We start from the raw sequence: 23,008 nt of genomic DNA, 5'->3' as shown, positions 1-23,008 counted from the left end.
TGTTAACCTCGCTGCCTAATCGCCCATGCCACATCCGCCGCCTGGCGGTTTTCCCGCACATCATGGACGCGGAACACCTTAACGCCTGCCATTACCCCCAAAGCTGTGGTCACTGCCGTCGCCGTGACCAATTCGGCCGGTTCCGACACGTCACAGATGCTGCCCATGAAGCGTTTGCGGCTAGTCCCTAGCAACACCGGAAAACCTAAACCCACAAAAATCTCCAAATGCGCAAGCAAATCCAGGTTGTCCTGTTTGCGCTTGCCAAAACCAATGCCCGGGTCAATGGCGATGTTTTCTTTTTTGACCCCCGCCGCCAATGCCGCCGCCGCCCGTAGTTGCAAGGCTTCCAGCACTTCACGGACGACATCCTCATAGTAAGGGCTGTCCTGCATCGTTTTAGGCGAACCTTGGCTGTGCATCAAAATGATCGGCACATCGGTTTCTGCGGCCAATGCCAGCATTTCCCTGTCATTCAGGCCGCCTGAAACATCATTGATCATGTTCGCCCCTGCTTCTATGGCCGCTTTGGCGACTTCGCTGGACGTGGTGTCTATGCTAATCAGCGTGTCGGTAAATTGGCGGATTGCCGTGATGACCGGAACGACACGGCGGATTTGTTCATCGGCAGGGACCGGGTCGGCTCCAGGGCGGGTCGATTCGCCACCGATATCAATGATGTCCACGCCTTCCCGCAACATCTTTTGCACTTGTTGAACCGCGCTTTCCAAATCACTGTAACGCCCCCCATCGGAAAAACTGTCCGGCGTGATATTTAAAATCCCCATGATGAGCGGTTTGTAAAACGGGTTGAACATGGTGTAAAGCTCCTGTGTACATAGTGTTGTGAAGGTTTGGGTAAAAGCTGGCTATCAATGGCCGGCCTTAACGGCCAAGGAACGATCCTAACCGGCCATTATAGGCCGTCCCCCTACCCATTGAATATGCGAATATGTCGAAGTTGTATGGGAGTTGGCAAAAAATGGTTGGCTTATGGCTGTGGTGCCGGACATTCAATAAGCCACAGGGGCGCGGCTGCCACCTCCGGCAACGTAAGTGTTTCCATTCCCCCCTTTTGTCAATGCGTTTGCGCAACGATCACCTTGTCGGTATGGGTTAAATGCTCTGTTGGATAGGGCCAGCCATACCGTTTTTCTTGACTTTTAGCCGGCCACGCCACTTGTTATGAAAGCAGGGGCTGTCCCGTGTGGCTAAGAAAGCAATGCCGCATTGCTGAAGTTTATACGTTCAGCGGGGCGTCAATCGGGTTGGGCCTAAAACAAAGGCTATGTCGCCGTTAATTGTGGAAGCCTTAAATGACGCGGCTTTGAGCGAAAGCCGCAATCCGCATTAAATAAGGCTTTGCGCCGAACATAAAATTTTTTCAACAACTAACGGTGACATAGCCAAAACAAAAGCCCCGGTTGTGGCAAAACAACCGGGGCTTTGGTGGGCTGTGGTTTTGGAAAACTTAGGCCGTCAAATCATAAATCAAAAATGCGCCGCCAGACCAAAAATAAGCTGATGGTTAACCGTTTCGGTGCTGATGGTGCCGCCGCCTGTCAAATCATCTTCAACATCAACGTAGGTCAATTTGTATTCGGCAAAGCCTGAGATAAAGCTATAGATGTCATAATTGATGCCCATCATGCCATTGACGACAGGGCCGGCGCCCGCTTGATATTCATAAGTTTGTACGCCATTGATCATCGCCTCGACGTGGGGGACGCTGAAACCGGCCCCCAAGCCAGTGTACAGCTGCATCCGGCCTAACAAGGTTTGGTCGCGTTGCCCGGCAGGGAACCAGCGGTATTGGCCGTTAAAGGTCAGGGTGTTCACACCGTGGGACATGTTGAAATCTTGGATGTGGTTGCTGATGGGTTCTACGCCATTCACGCTGTTTCCATTCGCGTCAGTGCCACTCACTTGGGCGTTTTTATCATATTCCAGATAGTTTTTGAGATGGGCAAAGTCAATGGATAAACCCCAGTTTGGCGCATCCTCAAACCAATAACCTATGCGCGCACCGTAAAAGATAGGCTCTTCGAAAGATTTGTCATCCCAGCTTACGTCACTGAAATTCAGGTTGGTTTTGCCTTGGGTCAAGTTCAGGTCGCCATTGTCGGTGAACGATTGTCCGGCATACAACCCTAAAGAAATTTCGGCATTCGCTAACGGGGCTGAAAGCAACCCGGACAACAACAAAAGCATTGTTGTTCCGGTCAACGCACCCTTGGCAATTATGGTGTTTCGCTTCATTTATAAGTTTCCTGTGGGGGGTTAAGGGAAGCCCAAAACCTTTTGGTCGTCCCGTTTTGGGCTGATAAAAACGCTTACCTTACCATTTTTGTGTTATTTCTGGCAAAGGTTGCTTAAGCAGATGCTTATGGGCGTCTGTCCAATTTGCGGTAGCTAATCGCTTCGCTTAAATGGGAGGTTTGGATTTGTGGCGATTGCGCGAGGTCGGCGATGGTGCGGGCGAGTTTTAAAATACGGTGATAAGCGCGGTTCGACAGGCCAAATTTGTCCATCGCCTGTTCCAGCAAAAGGTGTCCGGCTTCCGGCAATTCACAAACAACTTTGACTTCTTTCGCACCCAAAGCCGAGTTGGCTTTGCCGCTACGCCCTAAGGCGACATTCCGCGCAGCCACCACCCGTGCCCGGATCGCCGCGCTGCTTTCTTCCCCAGTCGCCGAACCTTTACGCAACACTTCATGCGGCACACGCGGCACTTCCAAGTGCATGTCGATACGGTCTAGCAAGGGGCCGGAAATGCGTCCGCGATAACGGGCGACTTGCTCAGATGAGCAATGGCAACGTCCCGACGCATCACCTAAATAGCCGCAAGGGCAAGGGTTCATTGCCGCAACCAATTGGAAACGCGCCGGAAAATCGGCCTGGCGGTTGGCGCGGGAGATAGTGATATGTCCGGTTTCTAAGGGTTCGCGTAAAACTTCCAAGACTTTGCGGTCAAACTCTGGCAGTTCATCCAAAAATAAAGTGCCATTATGTGCCAAGGAAATTTCCCCAGGTTTAGGGTTACTGCCGCCACCCACCAAGGCCGCCGCCGAAGCGGTATGGTGCGGTGATCTAAAGGGTGGTTTCAACCAATTATTGACATCAAAGCCTTGGTCACTAATTGACGCAATCGCGGCAGTTTCTTGTGCCTGTTGTTCGGTCAATAAAGGTAAAATGGTCGGCAAACGCGAGGCGATCATGGATTTGCCCGTACCCGGCGGACCCAGCATCAGGATGTTATGTGACCCCGCTGCGGCAATCTCAAACGCGCGTTTGACGTGATATTGCCCATGCACATCGGCAAAATCCAATTCATGCAGGGTTGGTTCGGGTTCAATTTGTTGGCACTCCATGTCGATTTGCGTCTGTCCGCTCAAATGCGCACAGATTTGCAATAAATGGTCGGCAGGAATGATCTCCAAGCCCTTCACTAAGGCCGCTTCGGCAGTGTTTTCCTTAGGTACGATCAGTTTCCGCCCTTGCTTACGGGCTTGCAAAGCAACAGGCAACACACCGATGACAGGCCGTAATTCCCCGCCTAATGATAATTCGCCGACACATTCATAGTCCGCCAACCGCGCTGTAGGGATCTGCCCCGAAGCCGCCAAAATCCCTAGCGCGATGGCTAGATCAAATCGTCCGCCTTCTTTCGGTAAATCCGCAGGGGCCAAATTGATGGTGATGCGCTGCATCGGAAAATCAAACTGCGAATTCAACAAAGCCCCGCGCACCCTATCCTTGCTTTCCTTCACCGCCGTTTCGGGCAAACCGACGATTGACAGGGCAGGCAAACCATTGGAGACATGCACTTCGACGGTGACCAGTGGCGCGTCAATACCGGAGCGGCCCCGGCTGTAGATGACGGCTAGGGATGACATGGCATAGGGAATGGGGCAAGGTAAACAATCATATTGATTTAAGCGTGTGATTCAGTATCGGTTTTTACAATGTCTTTTATATATTCATTCAATGACTTACCAATGTCAGTTGCCCGTTTTGCCGCTTTTTCGTGAAGCTCACGACCAATTCTGACATTAAACGAACCCTTGAATGGTTTTTTAGGTTCTACGCCCGTGGCTTTGCAAGTTTCCAGATAACTGTCCACCGCCAACCTAAACTCCTTTTCCAACTCGCTAACAGTTTCAGCTTCGTAATTGACCAAATCGCCGATAAATTCAATTTTGCCATGTAGGCAGTGATCTTCAACGCTGACTTTTACGCTACCTTGATAACCTTTGTAATTGAAATGTGTCATTTTAAAAAACCTTTAGCTTTCAATTCGTTGATGATGTCTTTTTTGGTGTAAGCCTTGATGGTGTTTTTGCTAGTTCCCAAGCTCTGGCTTGGGAACTCAAGTCCTAGAAGCTCTAGCTTCGATAATACTGGAAACTGGAGCTTCCAAAACGTCATTCCCATGGAGCTTGGGAACGGGCGAAACGAGCAATAATGCCTCCATTAAAGCTAAATGGAGGTGCATACCAGTTTTGTCCAAGCGGGTTGGAGAGGATTTACCTTCTCGACATGGATAACGTAAAAGTGAGGGGCTGCGTGCTTTTATGCAGTACCGACCGATTGCTGGGTTAACCCGCATGTTTCTTTAGCTGTGTAGGCCAAGCGCCCTGACCATTGCCGCCCTTGAAGAAAACACGCCCATTGGGCTGGATGGATGAAACGACAAATTCTTGTTCGACTGTGCGCATTTCTCCCTCAAACTCGAAATGTTCAACACGAACAACGCTGTCACCCGGTTTCAAATTCAGTGAAACAATTGCGTCTTGATTTTTCGCAAACAGCGCTTCGCCTATCTTTGCGCTTGCTACTCGCTTGGAGTCTTCGATTACATCTTGCCCCAGCGATTGGGCAAATGCTCGTTGACGTTCGCTCGATTGCTCGGCTGGCTTATACCCGATTGCCGGCGCAACAGCATCCATAAGCCGAGCGGCGGCAACATCAAAGGTGTCGTCGCTGACGTCGAGATCAAGAACACTTGCTAATGATATTTGGTTTTGCGAGGGAGGGCGAGTAGTCATAGCTTGATATGCGGGCTAACGTAAATTGGGGAATAACTATTAATTTCATCTGCAGAAAAAGAGGGGAAATCGACTCGTGATTTGCAGGCTATGGAGATTTCAGGACACAATGAAAATATTCCTAATGCAAAACACAGCAGGGCTGTGATGGTGGCATTATTATTTTTCATTGTTACCCTCTTTGCAAAGTTAGTTTAAGTCTTAACTGTACAACACAATTCTGATTTTAAACAGCTCACATCTTCTCCCGCAATTTCAAAAACCGCTGATAACGCGTTAGTGCAATATCCCCTTGTTCAGCCGCCGCCCTGACCGCACAGCCTTTGTCCGAAACATGGCTGCAATCGTTAAATCGGCATCTGTCCAACAAAGGCTGGAATTCGCGGTAGCCATGAGCCAGCTGATTATGGTTCATATCGGCAAGGCCAAAAATCGCCACGCCGGGGCTGTCGATCAAATCACCGCCGTCGGGCAAATGGTACAAGGTGGCGGCGGTGGTGGTGTGCCGTCCGTGTTTGGTGGTGGCGGAAATGGTGTTGGTTTTGAGTTCCTTATCGGGAATCAGCGCGTTGGTTAACGAGGATTTGCCGACACCGGATTGTCCGGTGAAAATGCTGGTTTGCTGGTTTAAAGCCTGTTTCAAATCGTCCAAGCCATTCGCGGTGGTGGCACTGACGCGATACAAGGGATAGCCCAGTTCTTGGTAAATGCGGAGTTCCTGTTCGATGTCCGGCGAAGGCGGCAAGTCGGTTTTGTTCAGCACCAAGGCCGCGCCGAAAGCGTGGTTTTCGCAAATCGCCAGATATTGGTCCAACAACAAAAAATCACAAAAGGGTTCGGTGGCGAAGACGACAAACACGGTGTCGATATTGGCGGCGACGGGGCGGGCTTTGTCGCCTCGGCTAGGACGCAGCAGCACCGAGCGGCGCGGGAGGATTTCTTCAATGCGGCCTTGTAACAGGCCGGCTTCCGATAATGTCACTTGATCACCCACCGCGACGGTGTCCACTTTCCGTCGCGTTTGGCAGAGCCAGATGATGCCGTTCACTTCAACGGCGATACCTTGGCCTAAGTGGGCGATGACCAGGCCTTGGAGCAAGTCCGCCGCCATCAGGCTTTGGCGGTCAGGTGGGCGATGCGGATTGCCGCTGGCGGATGGCTGTAGTGGAAGGCGGAATACAAAGGATCGGGGGTCAAGGTGCTGGCGTTTTCTTCGTATAATTTCACCAAGCCGCTAATCATTTTGCTGGCTTGGGAATTTTGCGCGGCGAAATCGTCGGCTTCAAATTCAAACTGGCGTTGGAAAAACGCGGTGATCGGTTGCATGAAAAAGGTGAATGTAGACGACACCAGCATGAACAACATCAAAGCGGCGGCGTTGGATTTTTGCTCAATGCTGACACCCAGACCTGTGTAAAACCAGTCTTGGTCGATCAACCAACCTAACACGGCAAAACCAATCAGGCTCATGATGGAGCTGGCGACCAGCATTTTAATGACGTGTTTACGTTTGAAATGCCCTAACTCATGCGCCAATACCGCTTCCAGCTCTTCTTCGTCTAAAGAATTGACCAAATTGTCATAAAACACGATCCGTTTGTTATTGCCCAAGCCCGTGAAATAAGCGTTGCCATGACCCGAACGTTTGGAACCGTCCATAATGAAAATGCCTTGGCTATTGAATCCGCAACGTGCCAGCAAACTTTGGATGCGGTCTTTCAATGAACCGTCTTCCATAGGTGTGAATTTATTGAACAGCGGCGCGATCAGGGTGGGGAACAGCCAGCTCATCAATAAGGAGAAGCCCATCAAAATCGCCCAGGCCCACAACCACCAGGACGAACCGATGCTGTCCATCACCCATAAAATCAACGCCAGTAAAGGCAAGCCGATGGCTGCGCCTAAGGCCAGTTGCAGGGCTTGGTCTTTGGCAAATTGTTGTACGGTGCTTTTGTTGAAGCCGAATTTTTCTTCTATGACAAAGGTTTGGTACAGTTGGGTGGGGATTTCGGCCAGTGTCATAACCAAGAGCAGGCTTGCCGTCGCCAAAATGCCCGCCATGAATGGCGAGCCAACTATCTGCGGCCAGCAGGCAAAGGCGAGGTTGATGCCCCCCCCCAAGGTGAGCAACAACAACATGGCCGTGCTGATGACCCTGTCAATATCACCGAGCTTACCTTTTGCCAAGGTGTAATCGGCAGCTTTTTGGTGGGCTTCCAAAGAAACGCTGGTGCGGAAGGCTTCCGGCACTTCATGGCGATGGGCGGCAACGTAGCTGGCCTGGCGTTTTGCCAGCCAAAATTCGATACCAAAGGATAAGGCCAGGGCAAACAAAAAAAACAGCGTGAAGGTATTCATACAGGCAAACAGGTGAGGTTTAAGGGTTAGACGTTCAGTTTACCCAATGCTACACTAAGCGCAAGATTAAACACAACGGAATCGACATGGCGCAGGACACCCAAAACCTTATCTGGATAGACTTGGAAATGACCGGTCTGAATCCTGATACCGACCTCATCATTGAGATGGCGACGATAATCACCGACAAAGAACTGAACATTTTGGCGCAAGGCCCTGTGATCGCCGTGCACCAATCAGACGAAGCCTTGGCGGCGATGGATGATTGGAACCAAGAGCATCATGGCGCATCTGGCCTGATTGGACGGGTCAAAGCTTCAACTATCAACGATGCCGAAGCCGAAGCGATGACGGTTGAATTCCTCAAGCAATGGGTTCCCGAGCGGACATCCCCTATGTGCGGCAACACCATTGGCCAAGACCGCCGCTTTTTGTTCCGCCACATGCCCCAACTGGAAGCGTTTTTCCATTACCGCAGCATTGATGTGTCCACCTTGAAAGAACTGGCCGCACGCTGGGCCCCTGAGCTTAAGCAAGGCTTTAATAAACAGGCCAAGCATCAGGCCTTGGACGACATCATCGAGTCGATTGAAGAATTGCGTTATTACCGGACGCATTTCCTTAAATTCTAGCCATGAACCAACTGTTTGCCGTTGCTTTGGGCGGTTCTTTTGGCGCGGTGTTGCGGTTTTTAGTCTCTACGGGGATTTATCACTGGTTGGGGCGGGGTTTTCCTTACGGTACCTTGGCGGTCAATATCATCGGCTCGTTTTTGCTGGGCCTGCTGACCGAAGCCTTGGTGCTGAACCGCATCGCCTTTGCTCTGGATTACCGCGCGGCGATATTGGTTGGCTTTATCGGCGCGTTCACCACTTTTTCCACGTTTTCCTTAGAAACCGTTTATCTGCTGGAACAAAACCAATTCAGCAAGGCGGCGTTGAATATTGCGGTCAGTGTCATCGCGTGTCTGTTGGCGATTTGGCTGGGCTTGCTGTGCGGCAAGGCTTTGACAGGCAAAGCGATCATCTGGACGGATGGGATGTTTCCTTATGGTTTGATTGGCGTCAATGCCCTAGGTGCGTTGTTAATTAGCTTGGTCGCTAGCCTCCTGTTGCCCAAAATCCAAATGACTATCGAACATCAATTGACGCTAGTGGTGGTTATTGTCGGTGCGTACCTAAGCCTTTCAGGTTTATATGTTTTGTTGTATTTGCTGGAACACGGTTATACCCACACCGGACATGCGCGGGCTTTGCTGATTGGTATTATCGGTAATACAGGCGTTTGCGTACTGGTGATGTGGTTAGGTTGGTGGGCTGTTAAGCAGCTTGATGCGTTTTTGCCATTGGCTAGATGAAGCCGAAGTTAGCAGAGTAAAAAAACATGGTTTTTACTCCAAATTGATGGGCTTTTTTGTCAAGCCATTTTGTGTGCATCCCGTTTCTGACAAAATCTGTTGATAAATCTGGCGCGTTTTGCCGCTTGATCCGTAATGACCCAATGAAATTGCAATGGAAAAATTATGATTACCTCATTTAAAACAGAGCAATTAGGTGTTGGTTTTGACTTCGATATAAATTTGGAGACCGATAAACAGATTTATTGTTTTATTGGCAAGAATGGGATTGGTAAGACGCAGTTGTTGGAAAATATGGCGAAGTCGTTGATTTATTGCCATTCAATTTTTAAAAGTCCTGACTCAAATTTAAAATACGCAAGCTTATGCAGGGAAAAAGTTATTTACGATAAATTTAATGCACACACAATAAAACTACCGACAGATATAGAGCTAAATAGCATTAAGATTAAAGACAGAATTCGTGATCATTGGGGCTTTATGACCTTTCAGTATCTCCTTTCAAATCGAATTACTTCATTTGTATGTGATCTACCAATAATTTTTATCGGCGCAAAAAATCGCGGTTTCACTAAAAATATCGATACTAACAACATTAAAATTCTATCTGATCGTCAAAATCGTTTTGTAGAAAGCTTTGACCGCACGTTGAGATATATAGACGGAGAAGGCTTAGAACATCAAGAGATTGCAGATTGGTTTGCATCCCGATTAATCATTAATCCGAATTTTGTAATAACAAACCAAGACAAAACGCAAGAAGCCGTTACTGTCTTACAACTGATAGATAAACTGGAACCAGACCTGAATTTGGTTACAAAAAATGAAAATGGCGATGTTTCATTAAAAATAACCTTTTCAGAAGGTCAACTCTATATAAATAACATTCCGCTCGATAAACTCTCCACTGGTTACGTTTCCATCATCAAAATCTTCCAAGAAATCATTGCTGGTTACAGTGGCTGGACAAATGAAACCAATCTAAATGAAGTTGAAGGCATTGTTTTTATAGACGAAATAGAGCCACACCTGCACATTAGTTGGCAAACAAAAATCATTGGCATTTTGCGCGAATTTTTTCCAAAAACTACGTTTTACATTTCCACGCATTCGCCCTTGGTTTTGGCGGGTTTAAAAGGCGGGGAAGGTTACGAACTGGTGCGTGAAGGTGATATGGTCAAAACTAAAACGATTAATCATATCGAAAACTATTTTTTAAATGATATTGTGACCGAGTTTTTTGGGGTCGATTTAAATATAGACAAAATTGCCCATGTCGATAAAGAAAAACAGAAAAAAGCGAAGAAATTGTTGTTGAACCTTATCAATTCGTTACCGGAAGAGGGGCAATGAATTATTTTATCGACACCAATTTGATTATTGACGCGTTTGATAAGAAAAAACCCGAAGCTATCAGTAAGCTGGCACCGATTTTAGAAGATGAAGACAGCGAGATTTTTGTCAATCGTTTGGTGTATTTGGAAACTTTGCGGACAGTGAAGTTATCGCATCGCAAGGACTTTGACGCATTGAAGGAGATATTTGATGGATTTACGTTTTTGGATATTAATCCCTATATTTATGAGCAGGCGATTGGCTTATCAAGATATTGTCAATCTAAAGGCGTAACCCTCAAGGGACAAGACACCTGTGCAGCTATAGACTTTCTGCATTTCGCTACGGCGAAGCATTACGGACTTGAGTTGTTGGCAAATGATCGCGATATGGAAAAATTGACTGATATTTATCCTGATTGGCTTGCAAGCGGAGCTTGATTTTTCCAGCTGAACATTAATGCAGCACCGCATTTATTTATAACATTCCACTTATTTAAGGTAACTATGCTAGACCCCCGTTTATTCAGAACCGAACTAGATTTTGTCACAACGCAATTGCAACGCAGGAATTTTGCGTTTGATGCCAGTGCTTATGAAGCTTTGGAAAGCCAACGCAGAGCTATCCAAATGAAAACCCAAGAATTGCAAAATGAGCGCAACAGCCGTTCGAAAGCGATAGGCTTGGCGAAATCCAAGGGCGAGAACGTTGATGGGTTGATGGCGCAAGTCCAACATTTGGTGGACGGGCTGAAAACGGCGGAAACCGCTTTGGCGGACATCCAAGGTGCGATGGCGGCGTTGATGGAAGGTATCCCCAATATCCTTGATGAATTTGTGCCGGATGGCAAAGATGAAGAATCGAACCTGGAAATCAGCCGCTGGGGCGAATTGCCCAAGTTTGATTTTACGCCTAAAGACCATGTTGATTTGGGCACCACCAAAGGGATGGAGTTTGAGTTGGGCGTGAAAATCGCCGGTAGCCGCTTTGTTGTATTGAACGGCCCGCTGGCGCGTTTGCAACGGGCGATTATCCAATTGATGTTGGACACGCACACGTCCGAGCATGGTTATTCGGAAACCTATGTGCCCTTTTTGGTCAACGCCGAAAGCTTGTACGGCACTGGCCAATTGCCAAAATTTGCCGCCGATTTGTTCAAAGCCCAGGATGAGCCGCCGTTATATTTGATCCCGACTGCCGAAGTGCCTGTCACTAACATTGTTCGTGACACCATTATTGATGCAAAAGAACTGCCATTGAAATTCGTTTGCCACAGCCCTTGTTTCCGTAGCGAAGCCGGTGCTTATGGGCGTGATGTGCGCGGCATGATTCGCCAACATCAGTTTGAAAAAGTCGAAATTGTGCAAATCGTCAAGCCGGAAGATTCCGTGCAAGCCCATGAAGAATTGACGCAACATGCGGAAAACATCCTTAAAAAACTCAATTTGCCTTACCGGAAAATGCTCTTGTGTGCGGGTGACACCGGGTTTTCATCCAATAAAACCTATGACTTGGAAGTTTGGTTGCCAGGGCAAGGGGCTTATCGGGAAATTTCTTCTTGCAGCAATTTCAAGGATTTCCAAGCCCGTCGCCTGCAAGCACGGTGGCGTAACCCTGAAACTGGCAAGCCGGAATTGGTGCATACCTTGAACGGTTCCGGCTTGGCGGCAGGCCGGACATTGATTGCCGTGATGGAAAACTACCAGGACGCTGAAGGCCGCATCCATATTCCCGAAGCCTTGCTGCCTTATATGGGCGGTTTGACGGTTATTGGCTAAAACGCTGCATACATCCGGTTTCATTGCCGGGTTTTTTTAATAATAATAATGGCGTGGATTTTATGAAAAAAATGTGTAAATGGTTGTTGTTAGTGTCGCTGTTGACGCTGGGTACGGCATGGGCGGAAGAAGCGGTGCCGGAAGACTCTGTGCAAGCGGCTGCTATCCAAGGCGATGCCAAAGCCCAAGCAAAATTGGGTGCGATGTATTTGCTGGGTAACGGTCAGGAAAAGGATGAACAACAAGCCGCCGAATGGCTGATAAAAGCCGCAACCCAAGGTTATGTGGATGCCCAGGTGCTGGTCGCCGCGTTGTATGACCGCGGCATAGGCGTGAAAAGCGATGTGAAAACGGCAACCGGGTGGTATGAAAAGGCCGCCGCCCAAGGCCATACCGCCTCCCTGGCTATTTTAGGCAAAAACCCTGTGGCGGCTGGTGGGGTGGCGTTCAGTTACCAAAGAATGCGCTTAAATGCCGCCAAACAAATTCCAACCGAATACGCTAAAAAAATCTTACTGACAAAATAATCCGATGACAATCACCACACGTTTTGCCCCCAGCCCCACGGGCTATCTGCATGTCGGCGGCGCCCGCACCGCTTTGTTTTCTTGGTTGTATGCACGTAAACATGGCGGCAAATTCATTTTACGCATTGAAGACACCGATTTGGAGCGTTCCACGCAAGCATCCGTTGATGCCATTTTGCAAGGCATGGATTGGCTGGGGCTGGGCTATGACGAGGGCCCGTATTACCAAACCCAACGCTTCGGCCGTTATAAGGAAGTGATACAGCAATTGCTGGCGCAAGGCGATGCCTACTATTGTTATTGCAGCAAAGAAGAGCTGGAAACCTTACGCACCGAGCAAATGGCAAACAAGGAAAAGCCGCGTTATAACGGCAAGTGCCGCGAACATGCCGTGGCGATTGAGGGTAGGGAGCCGGTCATCCGGTTTAAAAATCCGGTGGATGGTGCCGTGACTATCCCGGATTTGGTCAAAGGCGAAATTGTGGTCGCCAATAAGGAACTGGATGATTTAATTATTGCCCGTGGTGACGGTACGCCGACCTATAACCTGACCGTGGTGGTTGATGATATGGACATGGGGGTGACCCATGTCATCCGTGGTGATGACCATATCAACAATACGCCCCGGCAAATGAACATTTTGGCGGCCTTGGGCGCAACATTGCCCAAATACGCGCATTTGCCGATGATTTTGGGTGCGGACGGCGCACGCTTGTCAAAACGCCATGGTGCGGTCAGTGTCATGCAGTACCGTGATGACGGGTATTTGCCGGAAGCCCTGCTGAATTATCTTGTGCGCCTGGGCTGGTCCCATGGTGACCAGGAAATTTTTTCCATGGAGGAAATGATTGGGTTTTTTGAATTGGATGATGTGAACGGGTCGCCTTCGACATTTAATCCGGACAAACTCTTATGGCTAAACCATCAGTACATGATGCATGGCGACCCTGTGCATGTCGCTAAGCATTTGAACTGGCATATCGAGCAGTTAGGGATAGATGCCGCAGATGGGCCAAATTTAGTTGACATAGTAAAAGCGCAAAGGGAGCGGAGCAAAACCTTGGTGGAAATGGCTAACGCTAGTGTCTATTTTTATAAAGAGTTTGATGCCTACGATGACAAGGCCGCCAAGAAAGCGTTTACGGCGGGTTCAGAAGAGGTTCTGGCGCGTATTTATGACGAGTTTGCTGTTGTAACGGATTGGCAGGGTGGGCAATTGCATGAAATTATCGCCAATCTTGCAGAGACGCTATCGCTAAACATGGGCAAGGTCGCGCAGCCTTTGCGGGTTGCGATTTGTGGTTCGGGCGTTTCACCTGCAATAGATGTCACTTTGTCCTTGTTAGGTAAGGAAAAAACCTTAGCCAGAATAAAAAGGGCGATCACCTATATAAAAAAGTGAAATTAGTATTAGACATTAGGCGTAATTCCTGTAGAATACCGGTTCTTTACTGAGGGGGCCATAGCTCAGCTGGGAGAGCGCTTGCATGGCATGCAAGAGGTCAGCGGTTCGATCCCGCTTGGCTCCACCAAATGCTAGATTTGTTTAAAGATTAGTCCCCATCGTCTAGCGGCCTAGGACACTGCCCTTTCACGGCGGTAACAGGGGTTCGAACCCCCTTGGGGACGCCATAATAGCTACTACCACTTTAATTAGGTCTTGACTAAACAAGTTTTAGTCCCCATCGTCTAGCGGCCTAGGACACTGCCCTTTCACGGCGGTAACAGGGGTTCGAACCCCCTTGGGGACGCCATATTTAAAAAGGCCATCTTATTGATGGCCTTTTTTATGCCCGTCGATTTGCAAAATGGTTTTTTCCAATTTAGGCGGTGCCGGATACTGCCTTGCTGACTATTTTGATAATTTTTTGTCCCTTAAGCGTGCGCGCTGGCTTTTAAGGGGGGATTCTATGCTAAAATCCCAAGCTGAATATAGCCACTTGATTTTATTGTCCGCTTTTTTTGTACAAGCTGATTGATTTGCTAGGTTCATACTAAATTTTAACTAAAGAGGCTTAATTTAATGAAACAATTGAAAAAAACCGCAATTTCTTTCGCTATGGCGGCAGCGATGGCATTGGCTTCATCGCCCATTTTCGCTGAAGCAAAAGGTGAGGCTGCGGTGACGTCCGCGGCAGAAGGCACTATTGCTAAAATTGAAGAAGCGGTTAGCTTGGTGGAAAAGGGCGCGGACAAAAAAGACATCGTTAAAACCATTAACGACGCACGTCAGCTCCAAAAAGAATTCCGTTACGAAATCACCGAGCGTCAACGTCAAAAAGCTAATGATAAATTGAGAATTGCGCGTGATAGCTTTGAAAACGGCGAATTACAGCCAGCTGAAGCGAAATTAAGGGAAGCTTTGGCGGGTTATAAAGAAATGAAAGAAATATACGACAAAAACCACAAGTAGGCTGTTATCTGACCAGACCCGTTTTATTGGGCCAATAAACGGGTCTGGCTTGTGGGATAAAAAATATACCCGAAAAGCCATTTTTAAAAGCTTTGCAAGGTTAAAAAATTTTAAAATATGATAAAATAATTTTGTCACATAATCGTAAATAATCATTATGCTGGCAAAATTTTTATGATAATAACAACTAGGGGACTAGTGAAATATGAAAAACTTGAAAAAAATCCTGCTTTCTTTAGTGATCGCATCTGCTATTGGTGGCGTTTCAACTATCGCTGTTGCTGAAACTGATCCAGGCAGAATCACATATGCTCCTGCCGAAGCGATTGATATGGTAGCGGCTAAAGTAAAAATCGCTATTGATGCCGTTTCTACTGGTTCAGATGGCGAAACAGTGGCGAAATTAATTAAGGATGCATTGGATGCCAGCAAAGAAATCAATGCTAACGACAAGGTTGATATGGCGCGCTCAAGAGCGAACAACAAATTGAAGGCTGCCCGTGCCCATGCTAAAGAAAATGCTTTACAAGAAGCAGAGCAAGAATTGAGAAACGCTTATAAAGGCTTCCAAGATCTGAAAGGAATGCTGTAAGCCGTATAAGGCCATACTGGAAGCTTTTGTAGGTTTCTTTGTAGGGTTTAAAATAAGAATATCCTGCCTTAAATGCTGTTTGCCTTGACTTGGCAAACAGCCTCCCCTCTCCAGAATAAGACCCTATCCGGTTATCTTATTAAAATTTAGAACAAGTACGGGCGCGTCAGGTTTTTTCGCGGAAGATAAAATAGGGGGCATTCTATTTTAGTTGCGAAAAACTTTCCTGGCGGCCATCAACTGTTCTGTCGTCGCCCGCGTCCTTCATCCACGACCAAGCCCTGCATAGATGCCCCTTTAGAATACGCAGAGCCTTATATCCTAAAGGAGGTGTCCGATGGCCCTATGCTTTAATTGGGTGTTGATGCCGGTGTTTGTCTGGTTTCCGAGTTGATGCTGACTTCGGCATTTTTGATGAAAATTTGTTTCAGCTTATCAAATGCCCCTGACAAAGTTTTGTCCATAACCGTTTCATTACCAATTGACACAATCACCCTGGTCAATTCCGGCATTTTGTTTTTGGTTGAGGCGATATAAATGGGTTGCACGTACAGCACTGTGTTGCCCATAGGCAAGATCACCATGCGCCCCATTTCGACGACCGAACCAGATTGCCCCCATAATGTGAATTGGGCCGATATTTCAGGGACTTGTTGCGTGAGCGCTTCGATCTGCGCAGGGCCGTTCACTTGCACTTCCTTGCCGAATTTATACACCGTGATATTAGGCTGGTAATCCGTGCCACAGGTTTTGCTGTCCAGTGTGCCGGCGATACCTATCATGCTTAGGTTGCTTCGATTGACCGGGGTCATCGGGTCAATCAGCACAAATTCTTCACTGTCATTACAATTGCCAAAGTCCATAGTTTGGTAGTAAGGCATCACCGCTTTGTCACGCACATTGGCAAACTGCCAGGTTTCCGCCTGCTCATAGAACAATTCCGGGCTATTCTGATGGTATTTGGCATATATCTGCATCTGCACATAATACAAGTCGCGTGGATAGCGTAGATGTTGGCGTAATTCTGCCGGCATGTCCTCCAATTGTTTAAACAGGCTTGGGTAAGCGTTGCTGTAGGCTTGGATAATCGGGTCTTTATTGTCGGCAATATAAAAATCCACATCACCATCAAATGCATCAACCACCACTTTCACCGAATTGCGGATGTAATTGAAATGCTGCTTGCCTTCTTGGAAATCATCGTCCATGGGTTTGGAGACCGGATATTTATCGGACAAGGTGTAAGTATCCATCATCCAGTAAAACCGGTCATTGGTCATGACCAGATAAGGGTCTTTGTCCAAATGTAAAAATGGGGTTAACTTATTGACCCGTTCGTTGATATTACGGAAGATTTTCAGCTTGCTCTCCGTGGAAATGTTGGATGAAAAAAAGATTTTTTCATCCTTCAGATACAGCGCGAATAAGGCTTTTCGGAAGTACGACGGGATAGGTATGCCGCCCTTGCCATGGTAGGCTTCGGTCAAGCTTGGGTCGGTTCCGGCAATGCCGACCACGTCGAGATTGTTAGGCACGATGGCATAATCAAATTGCTCCTGGCCATAATAAATGTCAGGGTGCTTGACGTTGAAGCCAACTTCGGAGCTCATGTTCAAATCCCGTAAATACCAGACTTGCGGCTTGTCAGCATCTTGTGCCGCAGGTGTCACGACCGCCCCATAGCCGTGGGTGTAGCGCAAATGGATATTTTCCCAGTTTTGCGCTTCCAAAGGTAGTTTGGAAATATTGATTTCGCGTGCGGAAATATTGACTTGCCGGGTGTGGTCAAGCACAAAATAACGGTCCTCATCAACCGACCGGAAGCGGTAGTAAGGCCGTATTTCCTGCAATTGCCGGTAGCTGTCGATAATAAACTCCCGATCCCAAACCGGAATATTCTCGAAGCGTTTTTGTGTTCCCCAGGTTTCAATGTCTTTGGCGGCGTTCAAATTAATCGACACATCCATTTGTTTGATATTGCGCAACTTATAGGCATCCAACGTGGCGTTGATATTGTGTTGGATAAACGGTTTTTCAGCTTTGACCGGATTAGGGTTGACGATATAGCGTTGGATGATTTGCGGGATGAACTCGATGTTGGGTAGCGCCAAAGCGAACAAAAACGCCGATAGGGATAAGATAAACGGGGTTTTAATGCGGTGTTTTGGGGAAAAAATATATAAGCTGGCGGAGAGGGCGGTAGCTAAAAACGTGCCGACGGCCAACCATATCAACGGCAGCTGATAGCGCAGTTCGACAAATCCAGGGCCATAAAAAACGGGTTCATGGCTGCCGTTGTAAAGCAGGGCAAACCGTTGCAGCATAAAGCCCCAAACCACAAATGCGACGACGAAGCCAATCAACAGCGTCAAATGGATTTTCGCACCTAGGGGGTATTCTTTGCGCTGATTAGGAATGAGCGTGTGTTCCAGCCAATATAAGGCCGTCACCATGCCAAATATCAAGATAGCGGTAGTCAGCAGTTCTTGTTGGATGAGTTGGTAAGTAGGGTAAAACAGCATGTAAAAACTGACATCCTTGCCGTAAACCGTTTCGCTTACCCCGGAGTCGGCGCCGAAAAAATACAGCAACGATGTTTCCCATTGCGTATAAAAAGGGATGGCGATAAAAATGGCCAATATCAATGAAATTGGCGTGTAAACCTTTGCCGAACCGCTCATGAAGGTATTGGCAAAACTTTGGAATTTCCGGCGTTTGGCCGCGTCGTGACGCACTTCATCGGGAGGGTTTAGGCCTAAAAAGCCAGAGGCAATCCAAAAATGCAGAAAGAAAATGGTAAAAAAAGCTAGGGTGACTGCGCCTGACAGGAAAAACCTGTATAACAGTTTTAGCCAGAAATAGGCTTCCAATTTTAAGGACTGAAACCACCATAGATCGACAAACAGATCAAGAAATATGAAATGGAACGCAATATATAAAACGCCAACGATGACTAGCGTGGCTCCAATCAACGCGGGTAAAGACTTCAATTTCCCCATACCGTCCTCTTAAAAGTTTGTTAACCGATCCTGTATTAGCTTTTATCGACAGAAGCTAATAGAAAAATAATTCCAGTATTCTAACACCCAAAAATGCCTTCGTAATGTATAGACTTTATGGCTTGTTACCAAAGCCGCATAAACTATGGGTTACCGGCGTATTGATGCTACACTTGCTGGCTTTTAGCTTTTTGTATAGATGCCCACTTGAATTTGCCGCCACTTAGCCTTTATATCCACATCCCTTGGTGCATAAAAAAATGCCCCTATTGCGATTTTAATTCCCATGCGGTTAAGGGGGATACGCCTGAACGGGCGTATATCGAGGCGTTGCTACAGGATTTGGCTCAGGATTTGGCCACGTATGCCATCAGCCGCCCGGTCAACAGCATTTTTATCGGCGGAGGTACGCCCAGCCTTTTTTCGCCGGAGTCATTTGGCCGTCTTTTGGACGGTATTGCATGCCAAGTGCCTTTGGCGGATGCTGTGGAAATTACGCTGGAAGCCAATCCGGGCACGTTTGAAAGCCATAAATTTGCCGAATTTAGAAGTCTGGGCATTAACCGTTTATCAATAGGCGTACAAAGTTTCCAAGATGGGTTATTGGCAAAATTGGGGCGTGTGCATTCGTCCAAAGAAGCTATCCGGGCTGTAGAAATCGCCCATCGGGCAGGGTTTGACAATATCAATTTGGATTTGATGTTTGGTTTGCCGGGCGCCAGTGCTTCTTGTAGCCAGGAAGATTTGCAAGTGGCCATAGATTTGGAGCCCGGGCATATTTCTTTTTACCAGTTGACATTGGAGCCTAATACTTATTTCCATAAATTCCCGCCAGTGTTGCCGGATGATGAGGCTGTTTTTTTGATACAAAAAGCAGGGCAAAAATTATTGGCGGGCTGCGGTTATCAGCAATATGAAATTTCCGCTTACAGCCAAACCGGCCATGAATGCCGCCATAACCTTAATTATTGGCAATTTGGCGATTACTTAGGTATCGGGGCAGGAGCCCACGGGAAGATCACCGGGGCATTGCCGGGGCAGATCATGCGTACGCATAAGCCTAAAAGCCCGGAGCAATATTTACAAGATAGCCATGCCAATGGTGGTGCTGACGCCGTTACCCTTGGTGATCTGCCATTGGAGTTCGTCATGAACCACCTGCGTTTGCGGAAAGGTTTCTCCGTCGCCCATTATCAGGCAATGACCGGGCTCGACCCTCGCACTTTGGAGCCGGCATTGTCTGGTTGCATGGCGCAAGGGTTGATAGATTATGGGCATGGACGATATTTTTGTTCGCCAAAAGGCTGGGATTTCCTCAACACCGTTTTGCAGAATTTTGTTGCATAGCGATATGGCATGATAGGAAACACCCTTCCGCTACCCAGTGGCCGTCAGGATAAAAGTGTGTGAAACTGACAAAAATGGTCACTACCTAGTAAAATAAGTCACTTAAACCTAAGTCTATCGGGTCTAGCGCTATTTTGCCTTGTGAAGAAAGCGTGTAAAGAGGCCTGCAGATTTAGGTTTGGCCGATATGGGTCCTTTTGCGTGGTGTTTAAAGTTTAGGGTGGGGTAGCATGCGGATGTTGTTGTTATGATGGCGGGAAATTTTTTGGCACCGGTTTATGGAAATAATATTGTTGCATAAATGGGGTTTGTTATAGGATTGCGGTTGGCTTTTTGCATAAGGGGCGTGCCATAAGTCTAATTTTTGGTACATAACTTGCTCGAGACATAAATTTGATTGTTGGCAAATCAAATTTATTGCTACACAAATAACTGGCTATTTTAAAATAGCCATCAATTGTTAATGTGGTGAGGGCGTGAAGCCGTCGCATTATTTTGTGATACTATATGTTTGATTATCAAAGAGAATTTATTTCCTATGCGCTAGAGTGTGGGGTATTAAAATTCGGTGAGTTTCTCCTAAAGTCCGGGCGCACAAGCCCTTATTTTTTCAATACAGGCCTGTTTAATACGGGCGCCAAACTAGCAAGGCTCGGGGAATTTTACGCGCAAGCATTACGGCAATCCGGCATCCAGTTTGATATCCTCTATGGCCCAGCTTATAAAGGCATCCCACTGGCTTGCGCTACGGCGATGGCCTTTTCGCAATTGACTTCTGGGGACGTCCCTTTTGCTTTTAACCGTAAAGAGGGCAAGGATCATGGGGAAGGTGGCGTCATGGTGGGGGCGCCCTTACAAGGCCGTGTTGTGATTGTTGATGACGTGATTACCGCCGGGACATCGGTCAGGGAATCCGTTGACATCATAAAAAACGCCAATGCAACCCCCGCCGGGGTGCTAATCGCTTTAGATAGGCAGGAAAAAGGGCAAAACCAGATTTCTGCTATTCAGGAAGTAAGTGATGTATTTGGTTTACCGGTTTTTGCTATTATAACATTAGCGGATATTGTTGATTATTTAACACCTGATGCAAGTGAACAAGTCAATGCGATTAAGGCTTATCAAAGTCTCTATGGGCTTGATATAGGCAGTAATCCGCAGATTCAAAAATAAAAGTTTATGATCCTGACCGTTGTTGATATATGTACTACAATTGTGCGATAAACTTGAAATCTGAATCCATTTATTAATCTCGTGTTTTTTACAAAAGGCTTGCCATGAGGAACTTGGAATTTAAAGAAAAAATGCACGAATATTCGATATGGCGTGCAAACTTGGTGCAAGCGATAGAAATGTACCAGCAGTGGCTAACCCGCTATGGGATGGACGATGCCCATCGTACCAATACTCTTTTAAATATCCTGTCAAGTTTAAAAAATGACCGTATTACCTTGGCGTTTGTTGCCGAGTTTTCACGCGGTAAAACTGAGCTGATTAACGCCATGTTTTTTGCCGAGTCCGGCGTTAGGTTATTGCCGTCTTCGCCAGGCCGTACCACCATGTCGCCCACCGAAATTTTTTATGATGCGGAGGGAGGCAGTTACATCCGCTTGCTGAATATCGAGAGCCGCCTTGAAGACATGTCCTTGGCAGAATTTAAGAACATACCTGAGAGATGGACGCAATTGGAGCTTAATTGCGACTCCCCGACACAAATGCAGAATGCATTCAAAGAGCTGATCGCCACCAAAAAAGTTGACCGTGAATTGGCGGATAGGTTGGGCTTGTGGAATGAGCGTGAAGCGGCAACCCAAGGCGTCATGAATCCGGATACTGTGGAAATACCCTGCTGGCGGCATGCGCTGATCAGTTTTCCCCATCCCTTATTGAAGGAAGGGTTGTCGATCATCGACACACCTGGCTTAAATGCTTTGGGAACTGAGCCGGAACTGACGCTCAACATGTTGCCGAGCGCCCAAGCCATCATCTTTTTGTTGGCGGCTGACACCGGGGTGACCAAAAGCGATTTGGAAATATGGATGAACCACATCAACCGTGCCCGGAGTGCAAAAAAGCAAGGGTTGGCTGTGGTCATGAATAAGATTGACGCAATGTGGGACGATTTGGGCGGAAGTAATGATTACGACCGGTCAATTAAGTCGCAGATTAAAGCTTCGGCCACCATTTTAAAAATAGACGAGGAATCCATATTTCCCGTTTCCGCGAAACAAGCCTTGCTTGCTAAAATTAAAAGCGATAAGGAACTGCTTGCAAAGAGCCGTATCTCCGCATTAGAAAATTATCTTTCTAATGATATTTTAAGGGACAAGCGCAATATCATGGCTTCTATCGTGATGCGTGATATTGGCAGCCTCATAAATGAATCGGTTAATACGGCAAATACCGCATTGGCCCATGCAAGCGAGCAATTGGAAGAATTCAGAAAAGTCGATTTTCATAATCAGGATATGACCGGCAAGCTGATGGCCGAAACCCGTGACCGGCAAAGCTTGTATATGGCGAACGTCGAAAACTTCCAATCTAGCCGAAGGGTGTTTATTGTCCAGGCAAAAATGTTAATTAATTCCCTTGCGGAAGAAAGGATTAATGAGGTCATTTATGCCGCCAAGCATGATATAAGCAAAAGCCTGACGACGATTGGCATGAAGCAAAATATACGTAAGTTGTTTGATGATTTGCGTGATTTGCTTCAAGATTCGGTGGATATTACCAATGAAACACGCCGTTTGGTGAAGGCCATACACAAGAAATTTAAAGATGAATATGGTTTCAAAGAAATCGAACCGATATTATTTGATATAAAAAAATATCAAATAGAACTCGAAGAAGTTTTTGAAGAAGGGGAAGCTTTCCGTACCAGTGCTAAAGTGACTATGACCGAGCAAGGCATTGTAGTTGATAAGCTGTACAGCACGTTAGTGGCTAAAGCCAAGGCTATCCTCGGCCGCGCCCATGATGATGCCATTTCTTGGAGTAATGGCGCGTTATCGCCCTTAGCACGGCAGATTAAAGACCACAAAAAGCAAATTGAAGGCCGGTTGCAGATGCTAAGGAAAATCAACGAATCTAAAGGCACTGTCGCTGAAAATATAGCCCATCTTGAAGCGGAGCTGGTGCCGTTAAAACGGCAACGTGAAGAGCTGGCAATCATGATAAAATCCATGCAGTTGGAAGGCCAGCTCGCAGAAAGCGGCTAGTTACGGTTTAAAGCCATCATAAGGCGGGAGCCGCTT

Annotated in this window: 20 protein-coding genes and 3 tRNA genes; 15 read left to right on the top strand and 8 right to left on the bottom strand. The window is 47.2% G+C overall.

Features of this window, described 5'->3' with window-relative positions; genetic code table 11:
* Window positions 1-2: 2 nt before the first annotated feature.
* The 7 genes from folP to METMI_RS0101940 all read right to left on the bottom strand — a co-directional run bounded on the left by folP (window position 3) and on the right by METMI_RS0101940 (window position 7,406).
* Entirely contained in the window at window positions 3-818 is an 816-nt protein-coding gene (gene folP / locus METMI_RS0101975) for a dihydropteroate synthase (protein ID WP_019864515.1), read from the bottom strand.
* A 673-nt stretch (window positions 819-1,491) separates the two neighbouring features.
* The gene (locus tag METMI_RS0101970) at window positions 1,492-2,259 is read right to left on the bottom strand and encodes an outer membrane beta-barrel protein (RefSeq protein WP_019864514.1); all 768 of its coding nucleotides are present in this window, start codon (window positions 2,257-2,259) and stop codon (window positions 1,492-1,494) included.
* A 125-nt stretch (window positions 2,260-2,384) separates the two neighbouring features.
* Entirely contained in the window at window positions 2,385-3,896 is a 1,512-nt protein-coding gene (locus tag METMI_RS0101965) for a YifB family Mg chelatase-like AAA ATPase (protein WP_019864513.1), read from the bottom strand.
* Between the two features lie 38 nt (window positions 3,897-3,934).
* Window positions 3,935-4,273, bottom strand: coding sequence for a type II toxin-antitoxin system HicB family antitoxin (locus METMI_RS0101960; protein ID WP_019864512.1), 339 nt, complete (start codon window positions 4,271-4,273; stop codon window positions 3,935-3,937).
* A 325-nt stretch (window positions 4,274-4,598) separates the two neighbouring features.
* Window positions 4,599-5,048 (bottom strand): hypothetical protein, encoded by a 450-nt coding sequence (locus METMI_RS0101950; RefSeq protein ID WP_019864510.1) that lies wholly within the window; start codon window positions 5,046-5,048, stop codon window positions 4,599-4,601.
* A 235-nt stretch (window positions 5,049-5,283) separates the two neighbouring features.
* Window positions 5,284-6,159 (bottom strand): ribosome small subunit-dependent GTPase A, encoded by an 876-nt coding sequence (gene rsgA, locus METMI_RS0101945; protein WP_019864509.1) that lies wholly within the window; start codon window positions 6,157-6,159, stop codon window positions 5,284-5,286.
* Window positions 6,159-7,406, bottom strand: a complete 1,248-nt coding sequence (locus METMI_RS0101940) for a M48 family metallopeptidase (RefSeq protein ID WP_019864508.1) — start codon at window positions 7,404-7,406, stop codon at window positions 6,159-6,161. Before METMI_RS0101940 ends, rsgA begins: the two co-directional genes overlap by 1 nt.
* 86 nt (window positions 7,407-7,492) lie before the next feature.
* On the opposite strand from METMI_RS0101940, the gene orn reads away from it, so the two are divergent.
* The 12 genes from orn (at window position 7,493) to METMI_RS0101875 (ending at window position 15,408) form a co-directional block, all read left to right on the top strand.
* Complete coding sequence (gene orn, locus METMI_RS0101935; protein ID WP_019864507.1) at window positions 7,493-8,038, top strand: oligoribonuclease; 546 nt, start codon at window positions 7,493-7,495, stop codon at window positions 8,036-8,038.
* Between the two features lie 2 nt (window positions 8,039-8,040).
* Entirely contained in the window at window positions 8,041-8,763 is a 723-nt protein-coding gene (gene crcB, locus METMI_RS0101930; protein WP_019864506.1) for a fluoride efflux transporter CrcB, read from the top strand.
* A 165-nt stretch (window positions 8,764-8,928) separates the two neighbouring features.
* Window positions 8,929-10,116 (top strand): AAA family ATPase, encoded by a 1,188-nt coding sequence (locus METMI_RS0101925; protein ID WP_019864505.1) that lies wholly within the window; start codon window positions 8,929-8,931, stop codon window positions 10,114-10,116.
* On the top strand, window positions 10,113-10,538 hold the full coding sequence (locus tag METMI_RS0101920; protein WP_019864504.1) for a PIN domain-containing protein: 426 nt from the start codon (window positions 10,113-10,115) through the stop codon (window positions 10,536-10,538). The genes METMI_RS0101925 and METMI_RS0101920 overlap by 4 nt, the downstream gene beginning before the upstream one ends.
* Window positions 10,539-10,604: 66 nt before the next feature.
* Complete coding sequence (serS, locus tag METMI_RS0101915) at window positions 10,605-11,876, top strand: serine--tRNA ligase (RefSeq protein ID WP_019864503.1); 1,272 nt, start codon at window positions 10,605-10,607, stop codon at window positions 11,874-11,876.
* Between the two features lie 62 nt (window positions 11,877-11,938).
* On the top strand, window positions 11,939-12,403 hold the full coding sequence (locus METMI_RS0101910) for a tetratricopeptide repeat protein (protein ID WP_051102392.1): 465 nt from the start codon (window positions 11,939-11,941) through the stop codon (window positions 12,401-12,403).
* Window positions 12,404-12,407: 4 nt separating this feature from the next.
* Complete coding sequence (gene gltX, locus METMI_RS0101905) at window positions 12,408-13,805, top strand: glutamate--tRNA ligase (protein ID WP_019864500.1); 1,398 nt, start codon at window positions 12,408-12,410, stop codon at window positions 13,803-13,805.
* Between the two features lie 54 nt (window positions 13,806-13,859).
* Window positions 13,860-13,935: transfer RNA gene (locus METMI_RS0101900), tRNA-Ala, on the top strand.
* A gap of 24 nt (window positions 13,936-13,959) precedes the next feature.
* A tRNA-Glu gene (locus METMI_RS0101895) sits at window positions 13,960-14,035 on the top strand.
* Between the two features lie 46 nt (window positions 14,036-14,081).
* Window positions 14,082-14,157 (top strand) — tRNA-Glu (locus METMI_RS0101890).
* 269 nt (window positions 14,158-14,426) lie between these two features.
* On the top strand, window positions 14,427-14,816 hold the full coding sequence (locus METMI_RS0101880) for a hypothetical protein (RefSeq protein ID WP_019864497.1): 390 nt from the start codon (window positions 14,427-14,429) through the stop codon (window positions 14,814-14,816).
* 205 nt (window positions 14,817-15,021) lie between these two features.
* Complete coding sequence (locus METMI_RS0101875; RefSeq protein ID WP_019864496.1) at window positions 15,022-15,408, top strand: hypothetical protein; 387 nt, start codon at window positions 15,022-15,024, stop codon at window positions 15,406-15,408.
* 350 nt (window positions 15,409-15,758) lie between these two features.
* Here METMI_RS0101875 and METMI_RS0101870 read toward each other — a convergent pair whose 3' ends face one another.
* Window positions 15,759-18,407 (bottom strand): UPF0182 family protein, encoded by a 2,649-nt coding sequence (locus tag METMI_RS0101870; RefSeq protein WP_019864495.1) that lies wholly within the window; start codon window positions 18,405-18,407, stop codon window positions 15,759-15,761.
* Between the two features lie 207 nt (window positions 18,408-18,614).
* On the opposite strand from METMI_RS0101870, the gene hemW reads away from it, so the two are divergent.
* The 3 genes from hemW to METMI_RS0101850 all read left to right on the top strand — a co-directional run bounded on the left by hemW (window position 18,615) and on the right by METMI_RS0101850 (window position 22,972).
* Entirely contained in the window at window positions 18,615-19,754 is a 1,140-nt protein-coding gene (gene hemW / locus METMI_RS0101865; RefSeq protein WP_019864494.1) for a radical SAM family heme chaperone HemW, read from the top strand.
* Window positions 19,755-20,261: 507 nt separating this feature from the next.
* A complete protein-coding gene (gene pyrE / locus METMI_RS0101855) occupies window positions 20,262-20,927 on the top strand; it encodes an orotate phosphoribosyltransferase (protein ID WP_019864492.1) in 666 nt (221 codons plus the stop codon).
* 104 nt (window positions 20,928-21,031) lie between these two features.
* Window positions 21,032-22,972, top strand: coding sequence for a dynamin family protein (locus tag METMI_RS0101850; RefSeq protein ID WP_019864491.1), 1,941 nt, complete (start codon window positions 21,032-21,034; stop codon window positions 22,970-22,972).
* Window positions 22,973-23,008 lie beyond the last annotated feature (36 nt).

Source organism: Methylovulum miyakonense HT12, assembly GCF_000384075.1.
Classification (GTDB): domain Bacteria; phylum Pseudomonadota; class Gammaproteobacteria; order Methylococcales; family Methylomonadaceae; genus Methylovulum; species Methylovulum miyakonense.
This window is presented reverse-complemented; position numbering and strand designations above follow the sequence as displayed.

Bases quoted from the DNA above. Each gene is read 5' to 3' on its own strand.
- folP (WP_019864515.1), bottom strand. From the start codon at position 818: ATGTTCAACCCGTTTTACAAACCGCTCATCATGGGGATTTTAAATATC.
- METMI_RS0101970 (WP_019864514.1), bottom strand. From the start codon at position 2,259: ATGAAGCGAAACACCATAATTGCCAAGGGTGCGTTGACCGGAACAACA.
- METMI_RS0101965 (WP_019864513.1), bottom strand. From the start codon at position 3,896: ATGTCATCCCTAGCCGTCATCTACAGCCGGGGCCGCTCCGGTATTGAC.
- METMI_RS0101960 (WP_019864512.1), bottom strand. From the start codon at position 4,273: ATGACACATTTCAATTACAAAGGTTATCAAGGTAGCGTAAAAGTCAGC.
- METMI_RS0101950 (WP_019864510.1), bottom strand. From the start codon at position 5,048: ATGACTACTCGCCCTCCCTCGCAAAACCAAATATCATTAGCAAGTGTT.
- rsgA (WP_019864509.1), bottom strand. From the start codon at position 6,159: ATGGCGGCGGACTTGCTCCAAGGCCTGGTCATCGCCCACTTAGGCCAA.
- METMI_RS0101940 (WP_019864508.1), bottom strand. From the start codon at position 7,406: ATGAATACCTTCACGCTGTTTTTTTTGTTTGCCCTGGCCTTATCCTTT.
- orn (WP_019864507.1), top strand. From the start codon at position 7,493: ATGGCGCAGGACACCCAAAACCTTATCTGGATAGACTTGGAAATGACC.
- crcB (WP_019864506.1), top strand. From the start codon at position 8,041: ATGAACCAACTGTTTGCCGTTGCTTTGGGCGGTTCTTTTGGCGCGGTG.
- METMI_RS0101925 (WP_019864505.1), top strand. From the start codon at position 8,929: ATGATTACCTCATTTAAAACAGAGCAATTAGGTGTTGGTTTTGACTTC.
- METMI_RS0101920 (WP_019864504.1), top strand. From the start codon at position 10,113: ATGAATTATTTTATCGACACCAATTTGATTATTGACGCGTTTGATAAG.
- serS (WP_019864503.1), top strand. From the start codon at position 10,605: ATGCTAGACCCCCGTTTATTCAGAACCGAACTAGATTTTGTCACAACG.
- METMI_RS0101910 (WP_051102392.1), top strand. From the start codon at position 11,939: ATGAAAAAAATGTGTAAATGGTTGTTGTTAGTGTCGCTGTTGACGCTG.
- gltX (WP_019864500.1), top strand. From the start codon at position 12,408: ATGACAATCACCACACGTTTTGCCCCCAGCCCCACGGGCTATCTGCAT.
- METMI_RS0101880 (WP_019864497.1), top strand. From the start codon at position 14,427: ATGAAACAATTGAAAAAAACCGCAATTTCTTTCGCTATGGCGGCAGCG.
- METMI_RS0101875 (WP_019864496.1), top strand. From the start codon at position 15,022: ATGAAAAACTTGAAAAAAATCCTGCTTTCTTTAGTGATCGCATCTGCT.
- METMI_RS0101870 (WP_019864495.1), bottom strand. From the start codon at position 18,407: ATGGGGAAATTGAAGTCTTTACCCGCGTTGATTGGAGCCACGCTAGTC.
- pyrE (WP_019864492.1), top strand. From the start codon at position 20,262: ATGTTTGATTATCAAAGAGAATTTATTTCCTATGCGCTAGAGTGTGGG.
- METMI_RS0101850 (WP_019864491.1), top strand. From the start codon at position 21,032: ATGAGGAACTTGGAATTTAAAGAAAAAATGCACGAATATTCGATATGG.